This is a genomic window from Campylobacter sp. RM19072 (assembly GCF_024723485.1).
Lineage (GTDB): Bacteria > Campylobacterota > Campylobacteria > Campylobacterales > Campylobacteraceae > Campylobacter > Campylobacter porcelli.
Window position 1 is genome coordinate 12,451 of record NZ_JANQCU010000004.1, and the last position, 20,114, is coordinate 32,564.

The following is a 20,114-nucleotide window of genomic DNA, read 5'->3' on the forward strand; positions in this document are numbered from 1 at the left end:
ATTTGGGTTAAATAGCATTAGAAAAGCTATTTGAAATTTGATTTTAAGAGAGAAACGGCCTTAAAATCAGCGTTTGAAGTATTTAAAGCATTATAAAAAGAGATTTTAAAAATTAAAGAAAATTTAAAAAAGAAATTTAATGGTGGGTTTACCAGGACTCGAACCTGGGACCATCCGGTTATGAGCCGGATGCTCTAACCAACTGAGCTATAAACCCACTTGAATTGGAGTTGGAATTATATAAAATAATTCCTTAAATCTATATAAAACAACTCCAAAGTATAAATTTAAATTTGTCTATCTTTCATCTTATTAAATTCATCATCAATCACTGATAAATTCGGCTCTTGCGACATCTTTTTAAGCATATTATTATAGCGATTAACCAAATATATCACAAGAGATGATAGCAAAAATCCAGGTAAAAGCTCATAAACCACGCTTGATAGTCCAAAAAGTATCCATAGCAGCACCGTTACGCCTCCGGTGATTATACCAGCTAAAGCTGATAACGCACTCATATGCCTTGAATATAAGCTAAAGAGTAAAACTGGCCCAAAACTCGCACCAAATCCAGCCCAAGCATTACCCACCACTCCAAGAACCGTATCACTAGAGTTAAACCCGATAAATGTGGCAATCACCGCTACTAATACAACTGAAATTCTACCTGTTAATACTTGCGCTTTAGGGCTTACTTCGTGCTTATAAAATGCAAATATAAAATCCCTAGTAACAGAACTAGCGCTAACTAAAAGCTGAGATGAGATAGTACTCATAATAGCCGCAAGAACAGCTGATATGATAACTCCTACGATAAAAGGGTGAAATAGAGTATCTCCAAGCTTTAAAAACACAGTTTCTGGGTCTGATAAACTAATGCCATTTTGAGAAAAATATACAAAACCTATAAGACCACTAGCCATAGCCCCAACCAAGCCAATTACCATCCACGAAATCCCAATTCTTCTGGCTAAAACAAGCTCTTTTGCATCTCTAATAGCCATAAATCTGACAATTATATGTGGCTGTCCAAAGTAGCCAAATCCCCAAGCAAGCAATCCCAAAATACCTAAAAATGTCTGCCCTGCAAATATATCTAAGTGGTTTGAATTTGCCTCTTTGCTATACTGATTTAAAAGGGATAAGAAGCTTGAATTTTGTGGAATTTCAATACTAAAATAGGCCACCAAAGGGATAAGCACAAGCACTAAAAACATTAAAATCCCTTGAAACGCATCTGTAAGACAAACTGCCTTAAATCCACCAAAAAATGTATAAAATACAACTATAAAAAGTGTAACTCCAGCCCCAAAAGCAAAATTTAAACCAAAAAAGCTCTCAAATGTCTTGCCCCCTGCGATAATCCCACTACTGACATAAAGCGTATAAAATACAAGGATAAAAATACCAGAAATAATGCGTAAAACCTTAGTTTTATCCTTAAATCTATTCTCCAAATAATCTGGAATAGTAATGCTATCGCCTGAAATTTCAGTATATACTCTAAGCCTACTAGCAAGATATTTGTAATTCGCCCACGCACCAACGCTAAGCCCAATAGCTATCCAAGCATTACAAATCCCACTAAGATATAAAGCCCCAGGAAGCCCAAGCAACATCCATCCACTCATATCACTAGCCCCAGCACTAAGTGCGGTTATAAATGGCCCTAAGGAGCGGTTATCTAGCAAGTACTCATTTAAATTTGACTTTTTATTATACGCTAAACGCCCAATGACTAAAAGCACCCCAAAATATAATCCAATGGCTAAATATGTAGTAAAGTCCAACTCATCTCCTTTATATTATTTTCGTTTTTTTAGATATTTTTCATCTATATAGCCCATATCGGCAAGCTTATCAAAAATCCTAGCTAGTATCGGCCCTGCTGCTCCACCACCACTTGCACCATGCTCTACTAATACAGTTACGACATATCTAGGATTTTCATATGGAGCATATCCTGTCATCCATGCGTGTGAGCGTTCATAATACTCCATATCAGCTTCTTTAATCCGCTCTTTATCCTCTTGGCTAATCCCCACTACTTGAGCCGTTCCTGATTTAGCTGCGATAATAACCTTAGAAGGGCTTAATACTCTAAAGCCAGTCCCACCTGGGATATTAGCTACTGCGTGCATTCCTTCTCTTATATATTTTAGGGCTGATTTTTCCTTCTGTGTTAAAATATCACTACCTATCCACTCTTGCTCTACCTTATCAACACTATTAAGAAAATGCGGAGTTACATCATATCCCATAGCAAATATCGCCGTATCCCTAGCTACTTGCATTGGTGTGGCTAAAAAGCTACCTTGACCTATGCTAGTATTTATAGTATCGCCTTGATACCATGGCTGATTTAATCTACTCTTTTTCCATTGCATATCTGGGACTATACCTATATACTCATTTGGCAAATCCACACCAGATTTTACCCCAAAACCATACCTTCTTAACACTGGCGCTATAACATCTATGCCTACATTATAAGCACCACGATAAAAATATGTATCACAACTATCACGCAAAGCCTCTACTATAGTCATCATCTCAGAGCCATAATTTTTCCAATTTCTAAATTTCCTATCACCTAGCTCAAAATATGGATCACAAAGCAATCTTGTAGTAGGAGAGATTTTCCCACTTTCAAAAAACGCCATACCCATAGCCATTTTGACAACACTTCCAGGCGGATAAAGAGCATTTACAAGCTTATTTGTAAATGGATGGTCTGGACTATTCATCATCTCATTCCAATCGCTTTGGCTAATTCCTGTTACAAATTTATTTAAATCATACTCAGGAAGGCTAGCCGCAGCCAAAATAGATCCATCTAAAGCATCCATCACGATCACCGCTCCAGCTGGTCTATCAAAGGCCTCATATAGATATTTTTGCAACTCCAAATCTATAGTAAGAGTAATATCAAGGCTACTTGGCTTAGTATATCCAACCTCTTCTACAATCTTATTTAGAGCCGTTACCTTAGTAACCCTTTGCCCCTCTACCCCTTGTAAAATCTCATTATAATACCTCTCAACTCCACTCCTACCAGTGTAATTTGTAAGCTTTGAGATTGGATTAATATCTATATCTTTTAAATTTGCTCTACCCACATATCCTATCACATGACTAGCTAAATCCCCAAATGGATAGTGGCGAATGGATACTGGATTTACCTCTATATTATCACGCAAATTTAATCTAGCAAAATGTGGCAAAACCCTATCATAAGCCAAAAAATTCACAACATTTACAAAATCTTGCGAATATGGAGAGTCATTTTTTATATACTCTCTTTTGAGTTTTGTGGCATTTAGGTCTGGGAATATCGATATAATAAAATTTATCTCATCATCTAAAGTGTTAATATTTCGCCTAAGGTGCGGTCTAATCGATATTTCAAATCCAAGTTTATTAACAGCTAGTGGATTACCATTTCTATCTAGAATTTGCCCTCTAACTGGAGCGATATACTCTGTTTTTATAGCGTTTTTTTCAGCGATTTGCTCATAATATTCATTAGATTTAATGCTTAAATAATACACCCTTGTAAGCAAGATAATCCAAACAAAAATGATAATCCCATAAACAATCGTCATTCTCATAATATCCGCCCCCTAAAAATCACAAGAGCAATCAATGACTCTATAATAGCATAGAGCAAATACTCATAATCTAGCTTCATTCTAGGCTGGTTTAATACATATAGCACGATATTACTCATAGCAAGAGTAATGATATATCCTGAAAATACATATACGGTTATTAGTAGTTTTCTCCATTTTATATTTGTCTTTAACCAATCATTAATAAGATAGTAAAAAAATAGCCACGCCAAAATCACGGAGCAAAACTCAAAGCCATTTAACTGCTCAGCAAATATCAAAAAGGCTAAACTTAGATACCATCTCTTATCTTTTACCCCAAGTGTGCGATCTAGCTCATCTTTAAGTATTACCAAATAGGCAAAAAATACCCCAATTAATGATGGCAAAAACACAGAAGTAATGCTAAATATTTCATATACTACAATAGATATACAAAATAAATTAAATCTTAGAGATTGCGAATTAATGCTATTTCGTTGCATACTGGAAAGTGCTTACATTTAATGCAATCAGCCCAAATCTTTTGCGCTGGTAATCTCTCTTTGGGAATTTGGATAAACCCTAAATTCTCAAAAAACCTACTCCTATAAGTAAGAGTAAAAACTTGCGTTATCTCCATAGATTTAGCCTCATCTAAAAGAGCCTTTACTATATTGCTACCAACGCTCTTACCCCTATAGTCAAGATCAACTATCAAACTTCTAATCTCAGCCAAATTAGCAGCGTGTATATGAAGTGCGCTATATCCAATTAGCCTATCATCGTCAAAGGCAAGTGTGTATGAGCGGATATTTGTAGCTATCTCATCATCGCTCCTAGGTAAAATTACACCACTTTCCACCTCGGGGCGAACTAAATTTTGCATACTTTTTATATCTTTTAATCTTGCTTTTTTATACTCTATCATTTCACACCAAATACTGCATTATATATCGCTTTTGTCGCTTTATCTATACCTGTTTTTTTGCTACTAGAGACCAAAATAGCATTTGGATCAATCTTTAAAAGTTGTGCTTTTTGGCTTTGATTTAGCTTATCTGATTTTGTATAAATATTTAATACTCTTTGGTCAGCTCTAGCAAATTCACTAAGATATAGTCCCAAATTCTCATCTTTTTGAAGTCCTGCGTGTCTAGAGTCTATAAGATGGATAAACGCCTTAATGCTAAGCCTTTGCCTAAGATATCTATCTAAATTCTCCTGCCAAATACTATACATACTCTTGCTTACTTTAGCATAGCCAAATCCTGGTAAATCGACAAATATCAATGGAATTTTCTCTTCTTCATTATCAATTATAACTTCAAAGCAGTTTATTAGCTGAGTTTTGCCTGGAGTGGAGCTAGATTTTGCTAAGCTATTATGATTGGTTAAAGCATTTATAATTGAGCTTTTACCGACATTACTACGACCTAAAAATGCCACCTCACTAATGCCAAATTCAGGCAATCCATCAATCCCTTGGGCTGAGAGTAAAAACTTAGCGTTAATAATTCTCATCTTTCTTCTACCTGAAATATAAATTTAACTGGCTCTTTATCCTTGCTTTTGACATTATAAACCCCATTTAATTGATTGACAACTATCTCATCGCCAAATATCTTCTTATCGCTATCAATCTCATGTAAAAATGCATTGCCTTTTAGGGTGTAAATTTGAGTTTTTGGATCATATGTTAGCAAATCTCCACTACCATTATAATTTTTACCATTTAATAATATAGCAAATTTAGCGTTGCTAATGGCTTCATATTTGTATGGTTGGCGATTTTTATCAAAGTAAATTTTAACCCTATTTGCCCTTAGCGTATCACTTTTACCCTTTTTTATAACCACATTTCCCACAAGCTCCCCAAGACCTGCTTTTTCATCGGCATAAAAGCTATCAGCACTTACTTCTATCTGGTCTGAATTTGCCATAGTAAAAATCATAGCCACCAATATAAAAGCTCTAACTATTTGTAAAACCAACCCCTAACTCCTTTTGCGGTTATATAATTATTATCTAGCTCATAAATAACGCTATTTCCTAGTATTTTATCACTATTTTGTAATAGTTCAAATGGGAGATTGCTTAGTAGTATTTTTGTAGAATTATCATATATAATCTCATTAGAATTATATCTTAGATTAGTAATTAAATTTATATATTTTACTTCGTTAATAAATGTTATATTATTATCTTTATATATAGCTTCTTTGGCGTTTATATTGTGTTTATCTTTATGTATGAAGGTTACATTGGGATTAATAAATTTATTATAATCATCATAGGCTATAACGCTACTAGAGATAAAATTAGCATATATATCAGTAGCATTCATCTCATAGCTTATCACTTCATCAGCTTGCATATTGGCTACTTTAATATTGTTAATATTAGCTTTAATATCATATGGACTTTGTAGCATTAATACTACCACGCTTATACTAAAAATAGCAACAGCAAAATAAAATATCCTTATAGCCAACGCTTCATCCACTCACTACGCAAATTTTCTCTATCAATGATAATCTCTATCATCTCTCTAACAGCACCATAACCACCATTTTTGGTAAGTTTTATATCAGGGCAAACTGCCTCAAAAGCATCATTTGGAGCAAAGCTGATAGATACACTTTTTAAAAGCTTAATATCATTTAAATCATCACCTATAGCTGCGGCGTTTTCTAAATTTAACCCCTCTAAAGCTAAAATCTCTTTAGCCTTAGATAGCTTATCACTTACGCCTTGAAAGCAGTATTTTATCTCCAGCTCTTTAGCCCTATCAGCCACAATTTGTGAGCTTTTGCCTGTGATTATGGCTGAAATTTTACCCATGCGATTCCACTGCTGTATGGCAAATCCATCTTTGACATCAAATCTTTTAAATTCATCGCCGTAATTAGTTTTATAAATCCCCCCATCGCTAAGGCATCCATCAACATCTAAAAATATTATCTCTATCATAAAACGCCTTTGGTGCTAGGAATTCCAACTCTATCATTTTTAGCCACAGCCCTGCGAAATGCTACTGCAAAAGCCTTAAATGTCGCTTCAGCTATGTGATGAGAGTTGCTACCTCTTTGCTTTATAATGTGTAAAGTTATATTAGCATTCATCGCCAAAGCTCTAAAAAACTCCTCAACAAGCTCACTATCAAAGTTGCCTATTTTTGGCTTCATCTTAGATTTATAAATTAAAAAAGCACGATTAGATAGATCCAAAGCACACTCCACAGCTGCTTCATCCATCACCACAACAGAATTGCCGTATCTCTCCACGCTTCCAAGCGGATATAAAGCCTCTTTTAAAGCTTGACCAAGCACAATACCACAATCTTCTACGCTATGGTGATCATCAATATATAAATCCCCTTTACAATGAAGTTTAATATCCATTAATGAGTGCTTAGCAAGTGCGTTTAACATATGGTCAAAAAAGCCAACTCCAGTGCTTATATCGCTATTGCCACTACCATAAATTTCAAGCTCTAAGCTGATATTAGTCTCTTTTGTTACTCTTTGTTTTTTAATCATTTTATTTCCTAATCTCTAGCTATAAACGCACCCTTAAATTGTCCGCTAGATATGAAATCACGAGCCTCAGCCTCACTTCTAAATCCAGTTAAAAATACCCTATAAATAGGCTCTCCATTCAAAGTATATTCACGAACTGCAGTTTTGTAAATTCCATTTGTATTATCAAATTGAGTTTTATAAGTATTAGCTCCAGCTAATCGTCTAAACGCACCAATTTGGACTATAAAATTTCCGCCTGTATATGTGTGAGTTTTAGCTGTTTTATTAGCTGGGGTCTCAACTTGACCATAAAATCCAACAACCTCAAGTCTAACCGGTGCTGTCCCATCAGCTATCATACTAATCTCAGTAGCGGCTGCTTTTGATAGATCTATTATCCTACCAGATACAAATGGACCTCTATCGTTGATTCTTACTATCGTTGTTTTGCCATTTTTTAGGCTTGTTACTTTAACCATAGTATTCATAGGAAGGGTTTTGTGAGCTGCTGTTAGAGAGTGCATATTATATATCTCTCCGTTACTTGTCTTTTTGCCATGGAAATTTGGCCCATACCAACTCGCAATTCCAGTAGCGCTATCGCCTACTTCTACAACCGTTGGGTAGTATGTTTTGCCATTGATGGTATAAGGCCTCATAGTGGCTTCTTGAGTGCTTTTACTCGTATTTGGTGTGCTCTCAAAGTCTGAGCTTGAGTAGTATGGAATGCTCATTGTAGAACAACCAGCAAAAACTAACGCCGCTAATGTGGCTAGTGATATTTTAATGTGGTATGACAAGGTTTTCTCCTATTGCTAATTTCATATTTGTTTTGCTATTTGCCTTTATTATATCTGATACTTCTACCCCGAATTTACGAGATATAGCTCCTAGCGTATCCCCTTTTTTGACCTGATATTCATAAATGGTCTTAGCGTTTGCTGGGAGTGCTAGTTTGTAGTTTGCTTTTATCTGTTTTATATTATTATATCTTTTAATATCGCTTGTTTTAATATCTAATTTTTTGGCAATTATCTCAAATGTATCGCCCTTTTTGGTATTGTAAATTTTAGTCTTCTCACCAGCTTTATATCTGGCTAAAAACTCCTCTTTTTTTATCGTTGGGATATAGATATAGTATTTATCTCTATTTGGCGGAGTAAAGCTATATCTTAAATGAGTATTATATTTACTTAATTTATCTACGCTAAATCCTATGGTTGAGGCCACATCATGAAGGCTGATTCCACCTGGGATTTCAACCCTTTCAATGCCTATATATGTGGCTGAATTTAACATAGAGCTATCTGTAGAGATCAAAAAATCTCTATCATTTGCCACATATGCCATCATTATAATTTTACGAAGATAATTTCTTGTCTCAAGTGAGAGATACTTTTGTTTTGGGTCAAGCAAAACCTTAATATCATCACTACCAGCTATTTTTATAGCTCTGCTTAACTTGCCCTCTCCAGCATTATAAGCCAAAATTGCTAAATACCACTTACCAAATCTATCTTTTAATCTTTGTAAATAATCAATCGCAGCATTGGTAGCTTGGAGAGGATCTCGCCTTTCATCTACATATTTATCTATATTTAAATTATGCAATTTAGCAGTGCTTGGGATAAACTGCCAAATTCCAGCTGCCTTAGCTCCAGATGTGGCTCTATTTGATAGCTTAGACTCCACTATAGCAAGATACAATAGTGAATTTGGAGCACCTCTTTGCTTTAATACATCTTTGATTATAGCAGCGTGTTTATACTCTTTTGTTATTGTGTTTATAAATTCTTGTTTTGTTGTGTCCATTCTGCTATTTTTTAACTGCAAAAAATACTCATCATTAATATATTTTGGATCAATATCAAGCTCTTTTAATATCTTAATCTCTTTTTTAAAATTATCGCTTGAGACCATAAATCCAAATGAGTAATTACAGGTAAAAAATATAGATAAAACTACTAATACTACTCTCATTTCTCTCCTTAAATTCCAAATAATCTACTTGCGTTTTGCGTAGTTAAATCCACAATCTCATCTTTATTCATAGATAAAATTTCAGCCATCTTATCAGCTACAAAGGTGGTAAATGCTGGCTCATTTCTCTTGCCCCTATAAGGCTCAGGAGTAAGATATGGAGCGTCAGTTTCTATTAAAAGCCTATTTAGTGGGATTTTTGGTAAAATTTGGGTTAATTTCTTGCCATTTTTAAAGGTTAAAACCCCACCAATGCCATAGTAAAATTTGCTACTAAGCTCAAGCAAAATAGGACTAGCATTAAAGCAGTGTAAAACTCCGCCAACTAGCTCATTTTCATACTCTTTTAATATTTTTAAGCTATCTTCATTCGCATCTCTAATATGCACAATAAGTGGAAGCTTTAACTCAATTGCTAGTTTGATTTGAGTGATGAAAATATCTTTTTGTCTAGCCTTATATTGCTCTACATCAACTTCAGGAAGTCTAAAATAATCCAGCCCACACTCGCCGATAGCAACGCACTTTTTATCCTTAGCAAATTCATAAATTACACTCTCATCATATCCATCTATCTCATATGGATGAACTCCAGCTGCGAAGTAGATATTTTCATATGAATTTGCTATTTTTGCAGCCTTTGGCAAATCCTTTATATCGGCCCCAGGGATGATAATCTTGCCTACTTTATTATCAAAAGCGTTTTTTATCACGCTACTTATATCATCATCATACCTAGCATCATCTAAATGGCAATGTGTATCTATAATCATAAAATCTCCACCCTATTCTTGCCATTTTTTTTGGCTTTTTGTAAGGCTTTGTAGCCATTCATTATTGCTTGGTCAAATTTAATATTAGTATCAAAACTACAAATGCCAACTGATATTGTAGGCGTTACTGAAGATATAGCAAGATTAGCAATCTTTGATCTAATATGCGCCATAACTTTTATAGCCTCATCAAAGCCAATTTTATCAAATATCACTCCAAATTCGCCACCGCTAAGCCTAGCTACCACCATACCTTTTAACTCGCTTTTTAATATAGATGCAACATGCATAATAACCCTATCACAAAGCTCAAAGCCAAACTTAGCATTAATCGCTCTTAATCCATCTATATCGATAATAGCAATGCCAAATTCACCACTTCTTGCTGCTAAGCTCTTAGCATAAGCAAAGAAATATCTTCTATTAAATAGCTTAGTTGATGGGTCATATTTTTTATACATTTGAATATCTATCTCATCTTGCATAGCCTTAAGATTGCTATCAACTCTATATATTATCTCCTCTTTGCTAAAAGGAATAGATATAAAATCATTAGCGCCATTTTTCAAAAATTTAGCCGCTACATCATTATCACTACTAGCTACTGCTATTAATCCTAGGCTATTTTTATTCTTAGTTTGGCGAATTTGACGCATTAGCTCAAAGCCATCAATAACTGGCATATTATATGCTGTTAATATAAGCTTAATATCTGGATTATCATTTAAGTAGTTTAACGCCTCTTCGCCATGAGCTGCGGTAAAGACCTTATAAAGCTGTGAATTTAAGATCTCTTTTAGCTGATTTCTCACCCCCATAGATGGCTCAACTATCATAACTTTGTGATTGCGGTTTTTACATAGTCTATTTATGGTATCAAATATATAATTAATAGCATCTAAGCTATCTTTTAATACATAATCAACTATATTTTTTTGAGTAAAGATTTTTTTTAAATTCTCATCTACGCTACCAGTAAGGATAATGGCTAAAATATTTTTAGATAAGACATAATCTACAATCTCCCCATCTGGTGCATCGGGTAAATTTAGATCAAGCAAAGCGATAAAAAAGTCATCATTATCCTCAATAGCATCTACGGCCTGTGCGTAACTATGTGCCACTACAACATCCATATCTACATTGGCATTCATCTTTTTAGCTATTAGTTTGGCTAAGGATTTATTATCCTCAACTATCAAGACTCTCTCGCGCATTACAACCCCATAATTAATAATTTTTGTCGCCGATTATACTCAAATTTGACTTTAAAGCTCATTAAATAAGTAGCTTTTTAGCAAATTCAGTAGCCTCTTGCGTGATACTCTCTCCACTTATCATACGAGATAACTCCATCACTCTTTCATCTATATTAAGCTCTTTTACACTAGAGCCTTTGGCGTCTTTTTGGACTAAGAAGTGATGATGAGCCTTAGAGCTTAGCTGTGGCTGATGAGAGATGGCAAAAATTTGATATAAATTTGATAGTTCTATAAGCACATTTGCTATACTCATAGCCTCCTTCCCGCTTAAATTCGCATCTATCTCATCAAGTATCAAAACCCCGCCCCCAAGACCGCTAATCTTAGCTTCACTGGCGATAAATGCAAGTCTTAAGCGGTTTATCTCTCCGCTACTTAGAGTCTTTAAATTTGAGCTATTTAAATTTATATCTACCAAATCAGCGCCATTTATATCCATATTTTTGCTATTTAAATTTATATCCACCCTATCCATATATAGATCTTTTAAGTATCCATTTACCATAGTTTCTAGCTCTTTTACAGACTTGCTTCGCTCTTTTGTGATGGTATTTGAGATATTTTCTAATTCGCTTAAAAGCCTAGTAAATTTCATACTCAAATCAGATTTTTGAAACTCGATATTTTCATAATGAGCTAGTTCGGCCTTTCTCTTTTGTAAGATCTCTAGGCACTCTTCTATACTCCCATACCGCTTAATCAACCCATTTAAACTCTCAATGCGATCTAAAAGCTCTTCTATATCAAGCCCTTCAAATTCATCAAAATCCACGCTACTTTTAGCAATTTTAAGCTCATTTAAAGCATCGCTAAAAAACCCGCTATCAATATCGCTAATATTTAAAGCATCAATCACTGCTTTTTCATAAGCAAATATCATCTCAGCCTTGCTCCACGCCTCTTGTATCTTATCTTTTTTGCTAAGTCGCTTCTTTATAGAGTTGAGTTCATCAAATTCGCCTATTTTCGGATTTATCTGCTCGATCTTTTCTATCTCGAATTTAGCAAATTCTTTAAGCTCATCGATCTTTTTTTCCTCTTCATTTATCTTATCAAGCTCCTTTTTAAGAGTTAAAAATTCATTAAATTTTTCCTTAAATTTAGCCAAATTTTCACTATAATTTTTAGATTTTTTACTAGCTAAAATATCTAAAATTCCAATCAATCTAGAATTTTCAAACTCCTCAATATCCTTAGCACTTAGATATTTTAAATGGCGATTAGCGATCAAATTTAGATTTTTTTTCGATATTGATTGGTTATTTATAAAGTATCTTGTGCTCTTATCTTTTAGAAGTTTAAAGCAGTTTATACTATCTTCTTCAATCCCAAACTCATCAAGCCCAAGCTTACACTCTACATCAGCTTCAATGAGCCTAGCATCGCTATCTTTATAGCCAAAAACGCTTAAAATTGCCCCCATCAAAACGCTTTTACCCGCACCACTAACACCAGTAAATACGCTAAGCCCAGAGCCAAATTTAAGCTCTAATTCATCAAAACTTAAATAATCCTTAAGATAAATTCTCTCTATCACTGCTGACCCCATCTTAATTTCTCTTTTAAAACACCAAAATAGTCCCGCCCTTGATGCCTAAGCAGATTAACTCTAATATCGCTCACACCAATATCCACGCTATCAAATTCAATCAAATCCAATCTATCTTGACCATCTATTAAAACCACTATATCATCATTACTTCTAAACTCCAATCTAAATTCTCTAGGCAAGACAAGCGGTCTTTGAGTAAGACTATGCGAACAAATCGGCGTAACGCTATAAGCATCACATAAAGGATGGATAATTGGCCCTCCAGCACTCATATTATAAGCAGTCGAGCCCATCGCAGAGCTGATTATCACTCCATCGCCAAAGTATGAGTTAAAGTGCTTTGAGTTTAAAAAAGCATCAATATGAGAAGTAGTATCAATCTTTTTACGCATTAAAACAATATCATTAAAGGCTAATTTTGTAGTTATCTTGCCATTTTTATTGAAATTTGCCCTAAGCATATATGGACGCTCAATATCATAAATTCCGCTTAAAAATTGATCCAAAAATTCCCCAAATTTATCCAAAGTAGAATCTGTCAAGAAGCCCAAATGTCCAGTATGAACCCCATATACATAAATTTCACTTTGTGCTACTCGTCTGCATGTAGCTATGAAATTACCATCTCCTCCAAGGGATATTATCACCTTAGCTTTTGATATTAAATCTTTAAATTCAAAGCCATCTACGCCAATTATTTTAGCCACATGCGACTCAAATATCACATCAATTGAGCGACTTTTTATAATCTTTACAATCTTAACTAGAGCGTCTTTTTGCTCTATTGGATCCCTTGTTGTGATCGCTATAATATTTAGATTTTTATGAATTTTAGACATTACACTCTCCGTAATCCAAATTTTACACAAAAAAACATAAATATAAACTATATTTTAAAACCTAAATTTAACTTTAACCAATTACTAGTCAAAATTTCTAATAAAATTTTTATAAATTTTAATGTATAATGGCGGCTTTTTATAAACGAAAGGATTAATATGCGTAGTCATTACTGCACCGACTTAGACGCAAAAGATATTGGTAAAAATGTTAATCTATGTGGTTGGGTAAATTCATACAGAGACCACGGAGGCGTTATATTTATAGATTTGCGTGATAGAAGTGGAATTATACAGCTTGTATGCGATCCAGCAGATAGTAAATCAGCCCACGAAATCGCCTCAAAAGTTAGAGATGAGTATGTATTAAGAGCTAAGGGAAAGATTAGAGCTAGAGGCGAAGGCTTGGTTAATCCAAAGCTAAAAACTGGTGAAATTGAGGTAGTAATAGATGAGCTAATCATCGAAAATGAGAGTGCGCCACTACCTTTTGTCATTACAGATAGCAATGTTGGCGAAGATATTAGGCTTAAATACCGCTTCTTAGACTTAAGAAATCCAGATAATTTAAGCAAATTTCAACTTCGCTCCAAGGCTAGTATAGCGTGTAGAAATGCCCTTGATAGATTAGGATTTTTAGAGGTTGAAACCCCTATGCTAACTCGTGCTACACCTGAAGGTGCTAGAGACTACCTAGTGCCTAGTCGCGTTCATCCAGGCGAATTCTACGCCTTGCCTCAAAGCCCTCAGCTATTTAAACAGCTACTAATGTGTGCTGGATTTGATAGGTATTTTCAAATTGCAAGGTGCTTTAGAGATGAGGATTTAAGAGCTGATCGTCAGCCTGAATTTACCCAAATCGATGTAGAGATGAGCTTTTGCGATCAAGAAGATGTGATGAAAGTCGGCGAAGAGGTTTTAAAAGAGATATTTGCAGCTTGTGGGCATAATATCCAAATTCCATTTAAAAGATTGAGTTATAAAGACGCTATGGAGCTTTATGGTAGCGATAAGCCAGATCTTAGATTTGATCTAGCTATGATTGATGTGATTGATATTTTTGCTAAATCAAATAATGAAATTTTCAGCACTCCAGCAAAGGATCCACGCAAAAATAGAGCCAAAGCTATAAAAGTGCCTAATGGAGATAATATATTTAGCAAACGCCAAATGCAAAGATTTGAGGAATTTGTGCGTAAATTTGGGGCTAAAGGCTTAGCATTTATCCAAATAAAAGATCCAAAAGATACAGCCGGACAAGATAACTGCGTAGATTTTGATGGAATTAGCTTAAAAGGTCCGCTAGTTAAATTTTTTGAACCAAGCGAACTAAAAGAGCTAGTTTCTCGCACAAAACTCAAAGTCGGAGATGTCGTATTCTTTGGTGTTGGGGATAAAAAGACAGTTTTAGACTATATGGGGCGATTTAGAATTTTCTTAGCTGGTGAGCTTGGCATTATAGATGAGAAGGCTTTGGAATTTTTATGGGTTGTAGATTTTCCTATGTTTGAGCAAAACGATGATGGTAGCTACTCAGCTATGCACCATCCATTTACAATGCCAAACAATCCAGATGAGCCAAATTTAGAAGATATCACAAGTATCGCTTATGATGTTGTATTAAACGGCGTTGAGCTTGGTGGGGGAAGTATTAGAATTCACAAAAACGATATTCAACAAAAGGTATTTAAACTGCTTAAAATAGATGAAGAAGAGCAAAGAGAGAAATTCGGATTTTTACTTGATGCTCTTAGCTTTGGTGCGCCAGCTCATGGCGGATTTGCCATAGGCTTAGATAGGTTAATTATGTTAGCTACTGGCTCATCAAGCATTCGTGATGTAATAGCCTTCCCTAAAACTCAAAAAGCCTCATGTCTAATGACTCAGGCTCCAAGTAGCGTAGATACTCATCAATTAAGAGATTTAGGACTAAGATTAAGAGAAAAGGATAAGTAATGAAAAAACTATTTTTAATAATCGGTGCTCCAGGCAGCGGCAAAACAACCGATGCTAGTATAATTGCTAAAAATGATACTAAATTTAGCCACTACTCTACTGGCGATCTTTTAAGAGCTGAAGTAGCTAGTGGTAGCGATCTTGGTCGCTTGATAGATAGCTTCATCTCTAAAGGCAATCTAGTACCACTAGATGTAGTGGTAAATACCATAATCTCAGCTATTAAATCTAGTCATACAGATTATATATTGATAGATGGCTATCCAAGAAGTGTAGAGCAAATGATGGAATTAGACAAAGTCCTATCAAATAGTAGCGATGTCAAGCTAAGTGGCGTTATAGAAGTAGATGTAAGCGAACAAGTAGCAAGAGAGAGGGTATTAGGCAGAGCTAGGGGAGCTGATGATAATGATGAAGTCTTTAATAATAGAATGAAGGTTTATCTAGCTCCGCTTAAAGAGATTAGAGATTTTTACAGCTCAAAATCACTACTTCGCAATATCAATGGCGAACGCACTATAGAAGAGATAGTAAGCGATATGACAAATTTATTAAATACTATGATAAAGGAGTAAAATATGGATATTAGTAAAATCAAAGCTGGTAGCAATCCAGATAAATTAAACGCAGTTATTGAGATCCCTTATGGCTCAAATATTAAATACGAAATAGACAAAGATAGCGGTGCTGTAGTAGTAGATCGTGTATTATACTCAGCTATGTTTTATCCAGCTAATTACGGATTTATCCCATCAACCTTAGCCGATGATGGCGATCCTGCTGATGTTTTAGTGCTTAATGAGTATCCACTTCAAGCTGGTAGCGTAATACCTTGCCGTTTAATTGGTGTATTAGTAATGGAAGATGAAAGCGGTATGGATGAGAAGCTACTAGCTGTGCCAGTTAGCAAAATTGACCCTAGATATGAAGGCATCAAAAGCATAGATGATCTACCAAAAGCTACACTTGATAAGATTAAAAATTTCTTTGAAACCTACAAAATGCTAGAGCCAAATAAGTGGGTAAAAGTCAAAGGCTTTGAAGACGCTAATAAGGCTAAAGATATTTTAGACGCAGCTATAAAAGCTTATAAATAATTTTGCGGTGGAGAGTTTTCTCCGCCCACTTGCTAAACAATCCACAAAAGGCTACTAATGATAATTTGCGAAGATAACTATCCTCAAATTCTAGATACCATCGCACAAAAGCTCACAAATGCGGATATAGAGCTACTACTAGTAGATACTAAAACCATGCACCAAATAAATTTAAAAGAGCGTAAAATTGATAAAACTACAGATGTTTTGAGCTTTCCACTTCACTATATTCCGCATTTTCCCATTGGTTCAATCGTGATAAATACAGATCTAGCACTATCTAAAGCTAGCGAATTAGGTCATAGTATAGATGATGAAATAGCTCTACTATTTACTCATGGTTTGCTACATATATTAGGATATGATCATGAAAATGATGATGGACAAATGAGAAGAAAAGAGATAGAAATTATAAACGAATTTAATCTACCAGATAGCCTAATAGTGCGGACACTAGATGAGTAGGGACTAGCCCTACTCTTTAAAATCTACCATTTAATGATAGATATAGCCTTCTACCTTCTTCTATCCTATTATATGTATTTACATAGGTTAAGGCGCCGCTACTACTAGAGTATGTCTCATAAGAGTCTGTAAAATCTTTATCAAATAGATTATATATAGCAGCGTTTAAATTCCAATTTTTATTGATCTCCATAGCTATACCAATAGAAGCTAAGAATATATCTTTGTAATACTCTCTATTTATATTAGTATCACCCATATATCTATCTATTTGCCACTCGCCTTTTACCCAAGGAGTAAAGGTGCGATTAATATTATAATCAGCTTTAGCTACGATATTATGCTTTAATGAGCCATTTTCTGGTTTGCCAATTGATGTTGTGCTACTACTATCTTTTATCTTGCTATCTAAGAATGTATAGGATAGATTTAAATTTAATTTATCAGTAGCCATTACTCCAGCACTTACTTCTAGACCTTTATACTCCACCTTTCCATGATTTATAGCTTGTATACATCTAGTAAATGAGCTATTACAAACCCCTATGCTAGGTATATTATCTCCACTATTATATCTTACTGATGATATTTTATCTTTAAATTCAGTTACAAATCCAGTAATTGAAGCGTTAAATACACTATCTCTATATCCTGCACCTAATTCATAATTAATAGATGTCTCTTCAGTTAAATTTGGATTACCATATACTGGTATCCTTCCTTGACCGCTATAGTTATACTCACCAGCTATTAGCTTATTGACATATGGTGCTTTAAATCCCGTTGATACCCCGCCTTTAAAGGTTAAATTATCATTTAGATTATAAACTAGATACGCCCTTGGGGATAGATTATTACCAAATGTCTCATGATGATTATATCTAGCACCTAAGGTTAATCGCAAATTATTCAATATAGAATACTCATCTTCCCCAAACGCAGCTATGGTATATTGACTAAATCTACTTGGACTTGCTATCTTATCTTGCATTTTTTCTAGCTTATACTCAGCCCCCACGCTTAAAATATGGCTTTGACCCACTGGCACCACAGCCTTAGTATCAACTATATAATCTTGAGCCAAAATATCCCTATTTTGCCCCTTATATGGATTATTAGCCACTACTAATCTACTATCATTACCTACGCGGTTATATTGAATACCTGAATTTAAGCTAAATCCATCATAAATCCCCTCATGAATTAGATAAGTAACAAGCTTATCTATATCCATAGTCGGCTCATACCCACCAATCGCACCTACTGTGCCTATTTGGCTTTTGCGATTATCAAAGTGATTTTTAGCATAATCTATATCAAATGTAAATCTATTAGCTTCATCATACAAATAGTTTAATCTCGCACCAACATTGTAATTATTTGCCTTTGTCGGACTTTGAGCTTGCGTGGCTGGAACTTCTTGACCTCTTGAATTTAGGTGAGTTACCTCTGATTGGGCTCTATAGCTTTGAGCATATCTAAATACAGCACCCAATTTATTATCTATCACTGGACCATCAGCATAGATATTATATCCATAGGTATTGCCCCACTGGGTATCTTGATTTAATATAGAGTTAAAGCCTACTGATACGCCCCACTCATCGCTAACCTTCTTTGTAATGATATTCACCACACCACCAAGTGCTTCAGAACCATATAAAGTGCTCATAGGTCCTTTAATAACCTCAATTCTTTCAATACTAGAAAGTGGTGGTAAAAACGCATTCATCACCTCGCCAAACCCATTAGGTCCTATCTCTCCGCCAATCCCTTGGCGTCTGCCATCTACTAAAACCAAGGTATATCCAGTAATACCACGCATAGTTATATTATACGCCCCACTCTTACCCTTTGAAGCATAAAGATCAACTCCAGGTATATCAGATATAGCCTCAGCCACATCTCTATACGGCTTTCTTTCTAGCTCTTTTTTGGTAATGACATTCATTGTCGCTGGTGCTTCTTGTATCTCTTGAGAGAATCCAGAAGCACTCACTACCACCTGATCTAATCTATAGCTATCATCGGCTATAACGCTATTAGATAAATATGCTATAGCCGCAACAGAAAGTAGATATTTTCTATTCATAAGACCGCCTTGAAATAAATTTAATGCCGTAATTATATGATAATAATTATTAAAATAAATTTAAATCTACTAAAAAATAAAATTTAATATTTAATTAATCTAAATTATTATAATAGTTAATAAAAATAGTCTCAAAAGCCCAAAATATAGATAATTTAGAATTATAATTTAATGGATAAATTTAATTTTATATCAAGTTTAGCTAATGTATAATTACAAATTATCCGTTTAAATTTCAAAATGTAAGGGGAGCTTATGAGTAAGCAAATCGAAGGGTTTCTTGGTATAAGCGAGGATCGCAAGAAGAGTAGAATTCCTGCAAAACTCGATCTTATTCAGAGTGGAACTGGGTTATTCCTAGGAATATTTATGTGGGCACATATGATATTTGTATCTACCATTTTATTTGGCGAAGAGGTCTATAATCAAGTGGTGCATATCTTAGAGCTTAGATTTATGTATGATAGCCCTAATATGAGCTATGTTACTAGCTTTTTAGCAGCCTGTGTGCTTGTAATCTTTTTTGTCCATGCTGCGCTTGGTATGAGAAAAATGCCTATCAATTTTAGACAATGGCAAATTTATCGTGCTCACGCTACTCGTATGAAACACGGAGATACAACACTTTGGTGGATTCAGGCTTGTACTGGGTTTATTATGTTTTTCCTTGGTTCAGCGCACCTAATCATCATAATCACAAATTCAGATCAAATCGCATTGCTATCAGATGGCACACTTGGTTCAGCTGAGCGTGTTTATAGCCATTTTATGTGGTTATTTTATTTAGTATTGCTTTTTGCTGTTGAACTTCATGGTAGCATCGGTCTATACAGACTATGCGTAAAATGGGGTTGGTTTGAAGGTAAAGATGCTAAAGCAACTCGTAAAAAGCTTAAAAAAGCTAAATGGATTTTAAGCGTATTCTTTATCGCTCTTGGACTATTAAGCCTTGGGGCATTTCTTAAAATCGCTATGAACTAG

General features: G+C 34.8%; 20 protein-coding genes, 1 tRNA gene and 1 pseudogene. 5 read left to right on the forward strand and 17 right to left on the reverse strand.

The features are described 5' to 3' along the window. Nucleotides 1-140 precede the first annotated feature (140 nt). The 16 genes from CSUIS19072_RS03385 to CSUIS19072_RS03460 form a co-directional block, all read right to left on the reverse strand. Nucleotides 141-217: transfer RNA gene (locus tag CSUIS19072_RS03385), tRNA-Ile, on the reverse strand. Nucleotides 218-287: 70 nt separating this feature from the next. After that, entirely contained in the window at nt 288-1,793 is a 1,506-nt protein-coding gene (putP, locus tag CSUIS19072_RS03390; protein ID WP_086242252.1) for a sodium/proline symporter PutP, read from the reverse strand. A gap of 15 nt (nt 1,794-1,808) precedes the next feature. Beyond that, nucleotides 1,809-3,614: a penicillin-binding protein 2 gene (gene mrdA, locus CSUIS19072_RS03395; RefSeq protein ID WP_086293313.1), complete on the reverse strand. Its 1,806-nt coding sequence runs from the start codon at nt 3,612-3,614 to the stop codon at nt 1,809-1,811. Beyond that, nucleotides 3,611-4,099 carry a hypothetical protein gene (locus CSUIS19072_RS03400; RefSeq protein WP_086293315.1) on the reverse strand — a complete coding sequence of 163 codons (489 nt, stop codon included), beginning with the start codon at nt 4,097-4,099 and terminating at the stop codon, nt 3,611-3,613. Before CSUIS19072_RS03400 ends, mrdA begins: the two co-directional genes overlap by 4 nt. Beyond that, on the reverse strand, nt 4,066-4,524 hold the full coding sequence (locus CSUIS19072_RS03405; protein WP_086242253.1) for an N-acetyltransferase: 459 nt from the start codon (nt 4,522-4,524) through the stop codon (nt 4,066-4,068). Before CSUIS19072_RS03405 ends, CSUIS19072_RS03400 begins: the two co-directional genes overlap by 34 nt. After that, nucleotides 4,521-5,117, reverse strand: a complete 597-nt coding sequence (yihA, locus tag CSUIS19072_RS03410) for a ribosome biogenesis GTP-binding protein YihA/YsxC (protein WP_086293317.1) — start codon at nt 5,115-5,117, stop codon at nt 4,521-4,523. The genes CSUIS19072_RS03405 and yihA overlap by 4 nt, the downstream gene beginning before the upstream one ends. After that, nucleotides 5,114-5,587, reverse strand: coding sequence for a lipopolysaccharide transport periplasmic protein LptA (gene lptA / locus CSUIS19072_RS03415; RefSeq protein ID WP_236847916.1), 474 nt, complete (start codon nt 5,585-5,587; stop codon nt 5,114-5,116). The genes yihA and lptA overlap by 4 nt, the downstream gene beginning before the upstream one ends. Next, nucleotides 5,572-6,099 carry a hypothetical protein gene (locus CSUIS19072_RS03420; protein WP_141082456.1) on the reverse strand — a complete coding sequence of 176 codons (528 nt, stop codon included), beginning with the start codon at nt 6,097-6,099 and terminating at the stop codon, nt 5,572-5,574. Before CSUIS19072_RS03420 ends, lptA begins: the two co-directional genes overlap by 16 nt. Then, nucleotides 6,078-6,566, reverse strand: a complete 489-nt coding sequence (locus CSUIS19072_RS03425; RefSeq protein WP_086293319.1) for a KdsC family phosphatase — start codon at nt 6,564-6,566, stop codon at nt 6,078-6,080. Before CSUIS19072_RS03425 ends, CSUIS19072_RS03420 begins: the two co-directional genes overlap by 22 nt. After that, nucleotides 6,563-7,135, reverse strand: coding sequence for an imidazoleglycerol-phosphate dehydratase HisB (gene hisB / locus CSUIS19072_RS03430; RefSeq protein WP_086237209.1), 573 nt, complete (start codon nt 7,133-7,135; stop codon nt 6,563-6,565). The genes CSUIS19072_RS03425 and hisB overlap by 4 nt, the downstream gene beginning before the upstream one ends. 8 nt (nt 7,136-7,143) lie before the next feature. Next, nucleotides 7,144-7,851 carry a septal ring lytic transglycosylase RlpA family protein gene (locus CSUIS19072_RS03435; RefSeq protein WP_086237282.1) on the reverse strand — a complete coding sequence of 236 codons (708 nt, stop codon included), beginning with the start codon at nt 7,849-7,851 and terminating at the stop codon, nt 7,144-7,146. Nucleotides 7,852-7,900: 49 nt separating this feature from the next. Further along, a complete protein-coding gene (locus CSUIS19072_RS03440) occupies nt 7,901-9,097 on the reverse strand; it encodes a transglycosylase SLT domain-containing protein (protein ID WP_086237210.1) in 1,197 nt (398 codons plus the stop codon). A gap of 8 nt (nt 9,098-9,105) precedes the next feature. Then, nucleotides 9,106-9,870 carry a TatD family hydrolase gene (locus CSUIS19072_RS03445; protein WP_086237211.1) on the reverse strand — a complete coding sequence of 255 codons (765 nt, stop codon included), beginning with the start codon at nt 9,868-9,870 and terminating at the stop codon, nt 9,106-9,108. Next, on the reverse strand, nt 9,867-11,087 hold the full coding sequence (locus CSUIS19072_RS03450) for a GGDEF domain-containing response regulator (RefSeq protein ID WP_086237212.1): 1,221 nt from the start codon (nt 11,085-11,087) through the stop codon (nt 9,867-9,869). The genes CSUIS19072_RS03445 and CSUIS19072_RS03450 overlap by 4 nt, the downstream gene beginning before the upstream one ends. A gap of 61 nt (nt 11,088-11,148) precedes the next feature. Then, a complete protein-coding gene (locus tag CSUIS19072_RS03455; protein WP_086293321.1) occupies nt 11,149-12,669 on the reverse strand; it encodes an AAA family ATPase in 1,521 nt (506 codons plus the stop codon). Beyond that, nucleotides 12,666-13,523, reverse strand: coding sequence for an NAD(+) kinase (locus CSUIS19072_RS03460; RefSeq protein WP_086293323.1), 858 nt, complete (start codon nt 13,521-13,523; stop codon nt 12,666-12,668). Before CSUIS19072_RS03460 ends, CSUIS19072_RS03455 begins: the two co-directional genes overlap by 4 nt. A gap of 159 nt (nt 13,524-13,682) precedes the next feature. Here CSUIS19072_RS03460 and aspS point away from each other — a divergent pair, with 159 nt between their 5' ends. Genes aspS through ybeY form a run of 4 tightly spaced genes read left to right on the forward strand, consistent with a single transcriptional unit; the run spans nt 13,683 to nt 17,041 of the window. Beyond that, the gene (aspS, locus tag CSUIS19072_RS03465; RefSeq protein WP_086293325.1) at nt 13,683-15,479 is read left to right on the forward strand and encodes an aspartate--tRNA ligase; all 1,797 of its coding nucleotides are present in this window, start codon (nt 13,683-13,685) and stop codon (nt 15,477-15,479) included. After that, nucleotides 15,479-16,054 carry an adenylate kinase gene (locus tag CSUIS19072_RS03470; RefSeq protein WP_086293327.1) on the forward strand — a complete coding sequence of 192 codons (576 nt, stop codon included), beginning with the start codon at nt 15,479-15,481 and terminating at the stop codon, nt 16,052-16,054. Before aspS ends, CSUIS19072_RS03470 begins: the two co-directional genes overlap by 1 nt. A 3-nt stretch (nt 16,055-16,057) precedes the next feature. Continuing rightward, entirely contained in the window at nt 16,058-16,576 is a 519-nt protein-coding gene (gene ppa / locus CSUIS19072_RS03475; protein ID WP_086237217.1) for an inorganic diphosphatase, read from the forward strand. Between the two features lie 57 nt (nt 16,577-16,633). Beyond that, on the forward strand, nt 16,634-17,041 hold the full coding sequence (ybeY, locus tag CSUIS19072_RS03480; protein WP_086237218.1) for an rRNA maturation RNase YbeY: 408 nt from the start codon (nt 16,634-16,636) through the stop codon (nt 17,039-17,041). A 16-nt stretch (nt 17,042-17,057) separates the two neighbouring features. Here ybeY and cfrA read toward each other — a convergent pair whose 3' ends face one another. Beyond that, nucleotides 17,058-19,133 (reverse strand): TonB-dependent ferric enterobactin receptor CfrA, encoded by a 2,076-nt coding sequence (cfrA, locus tag CSUIS19072_RS03485; RefSeq protein WP_086237219.1) that lies wholly within the window; start codon nt 19,131-19,133, stop codon nt 17,058-17,060. 255 nt (nt 19,134-19,388) lie between these two features. Here cfrA and CSUIS19072_RS03490 point away from each other — a divergent pair. Next, nucleotides 19,389-20,102, forward strand: a pseudogene (locus CSUIS19072_RS03490) (fumarate reductase cytochrome b subunit); the annotation flags it as partial. Between the last annotated feature and the right edge of the window lie 12 nt (nt 20,103-20,114).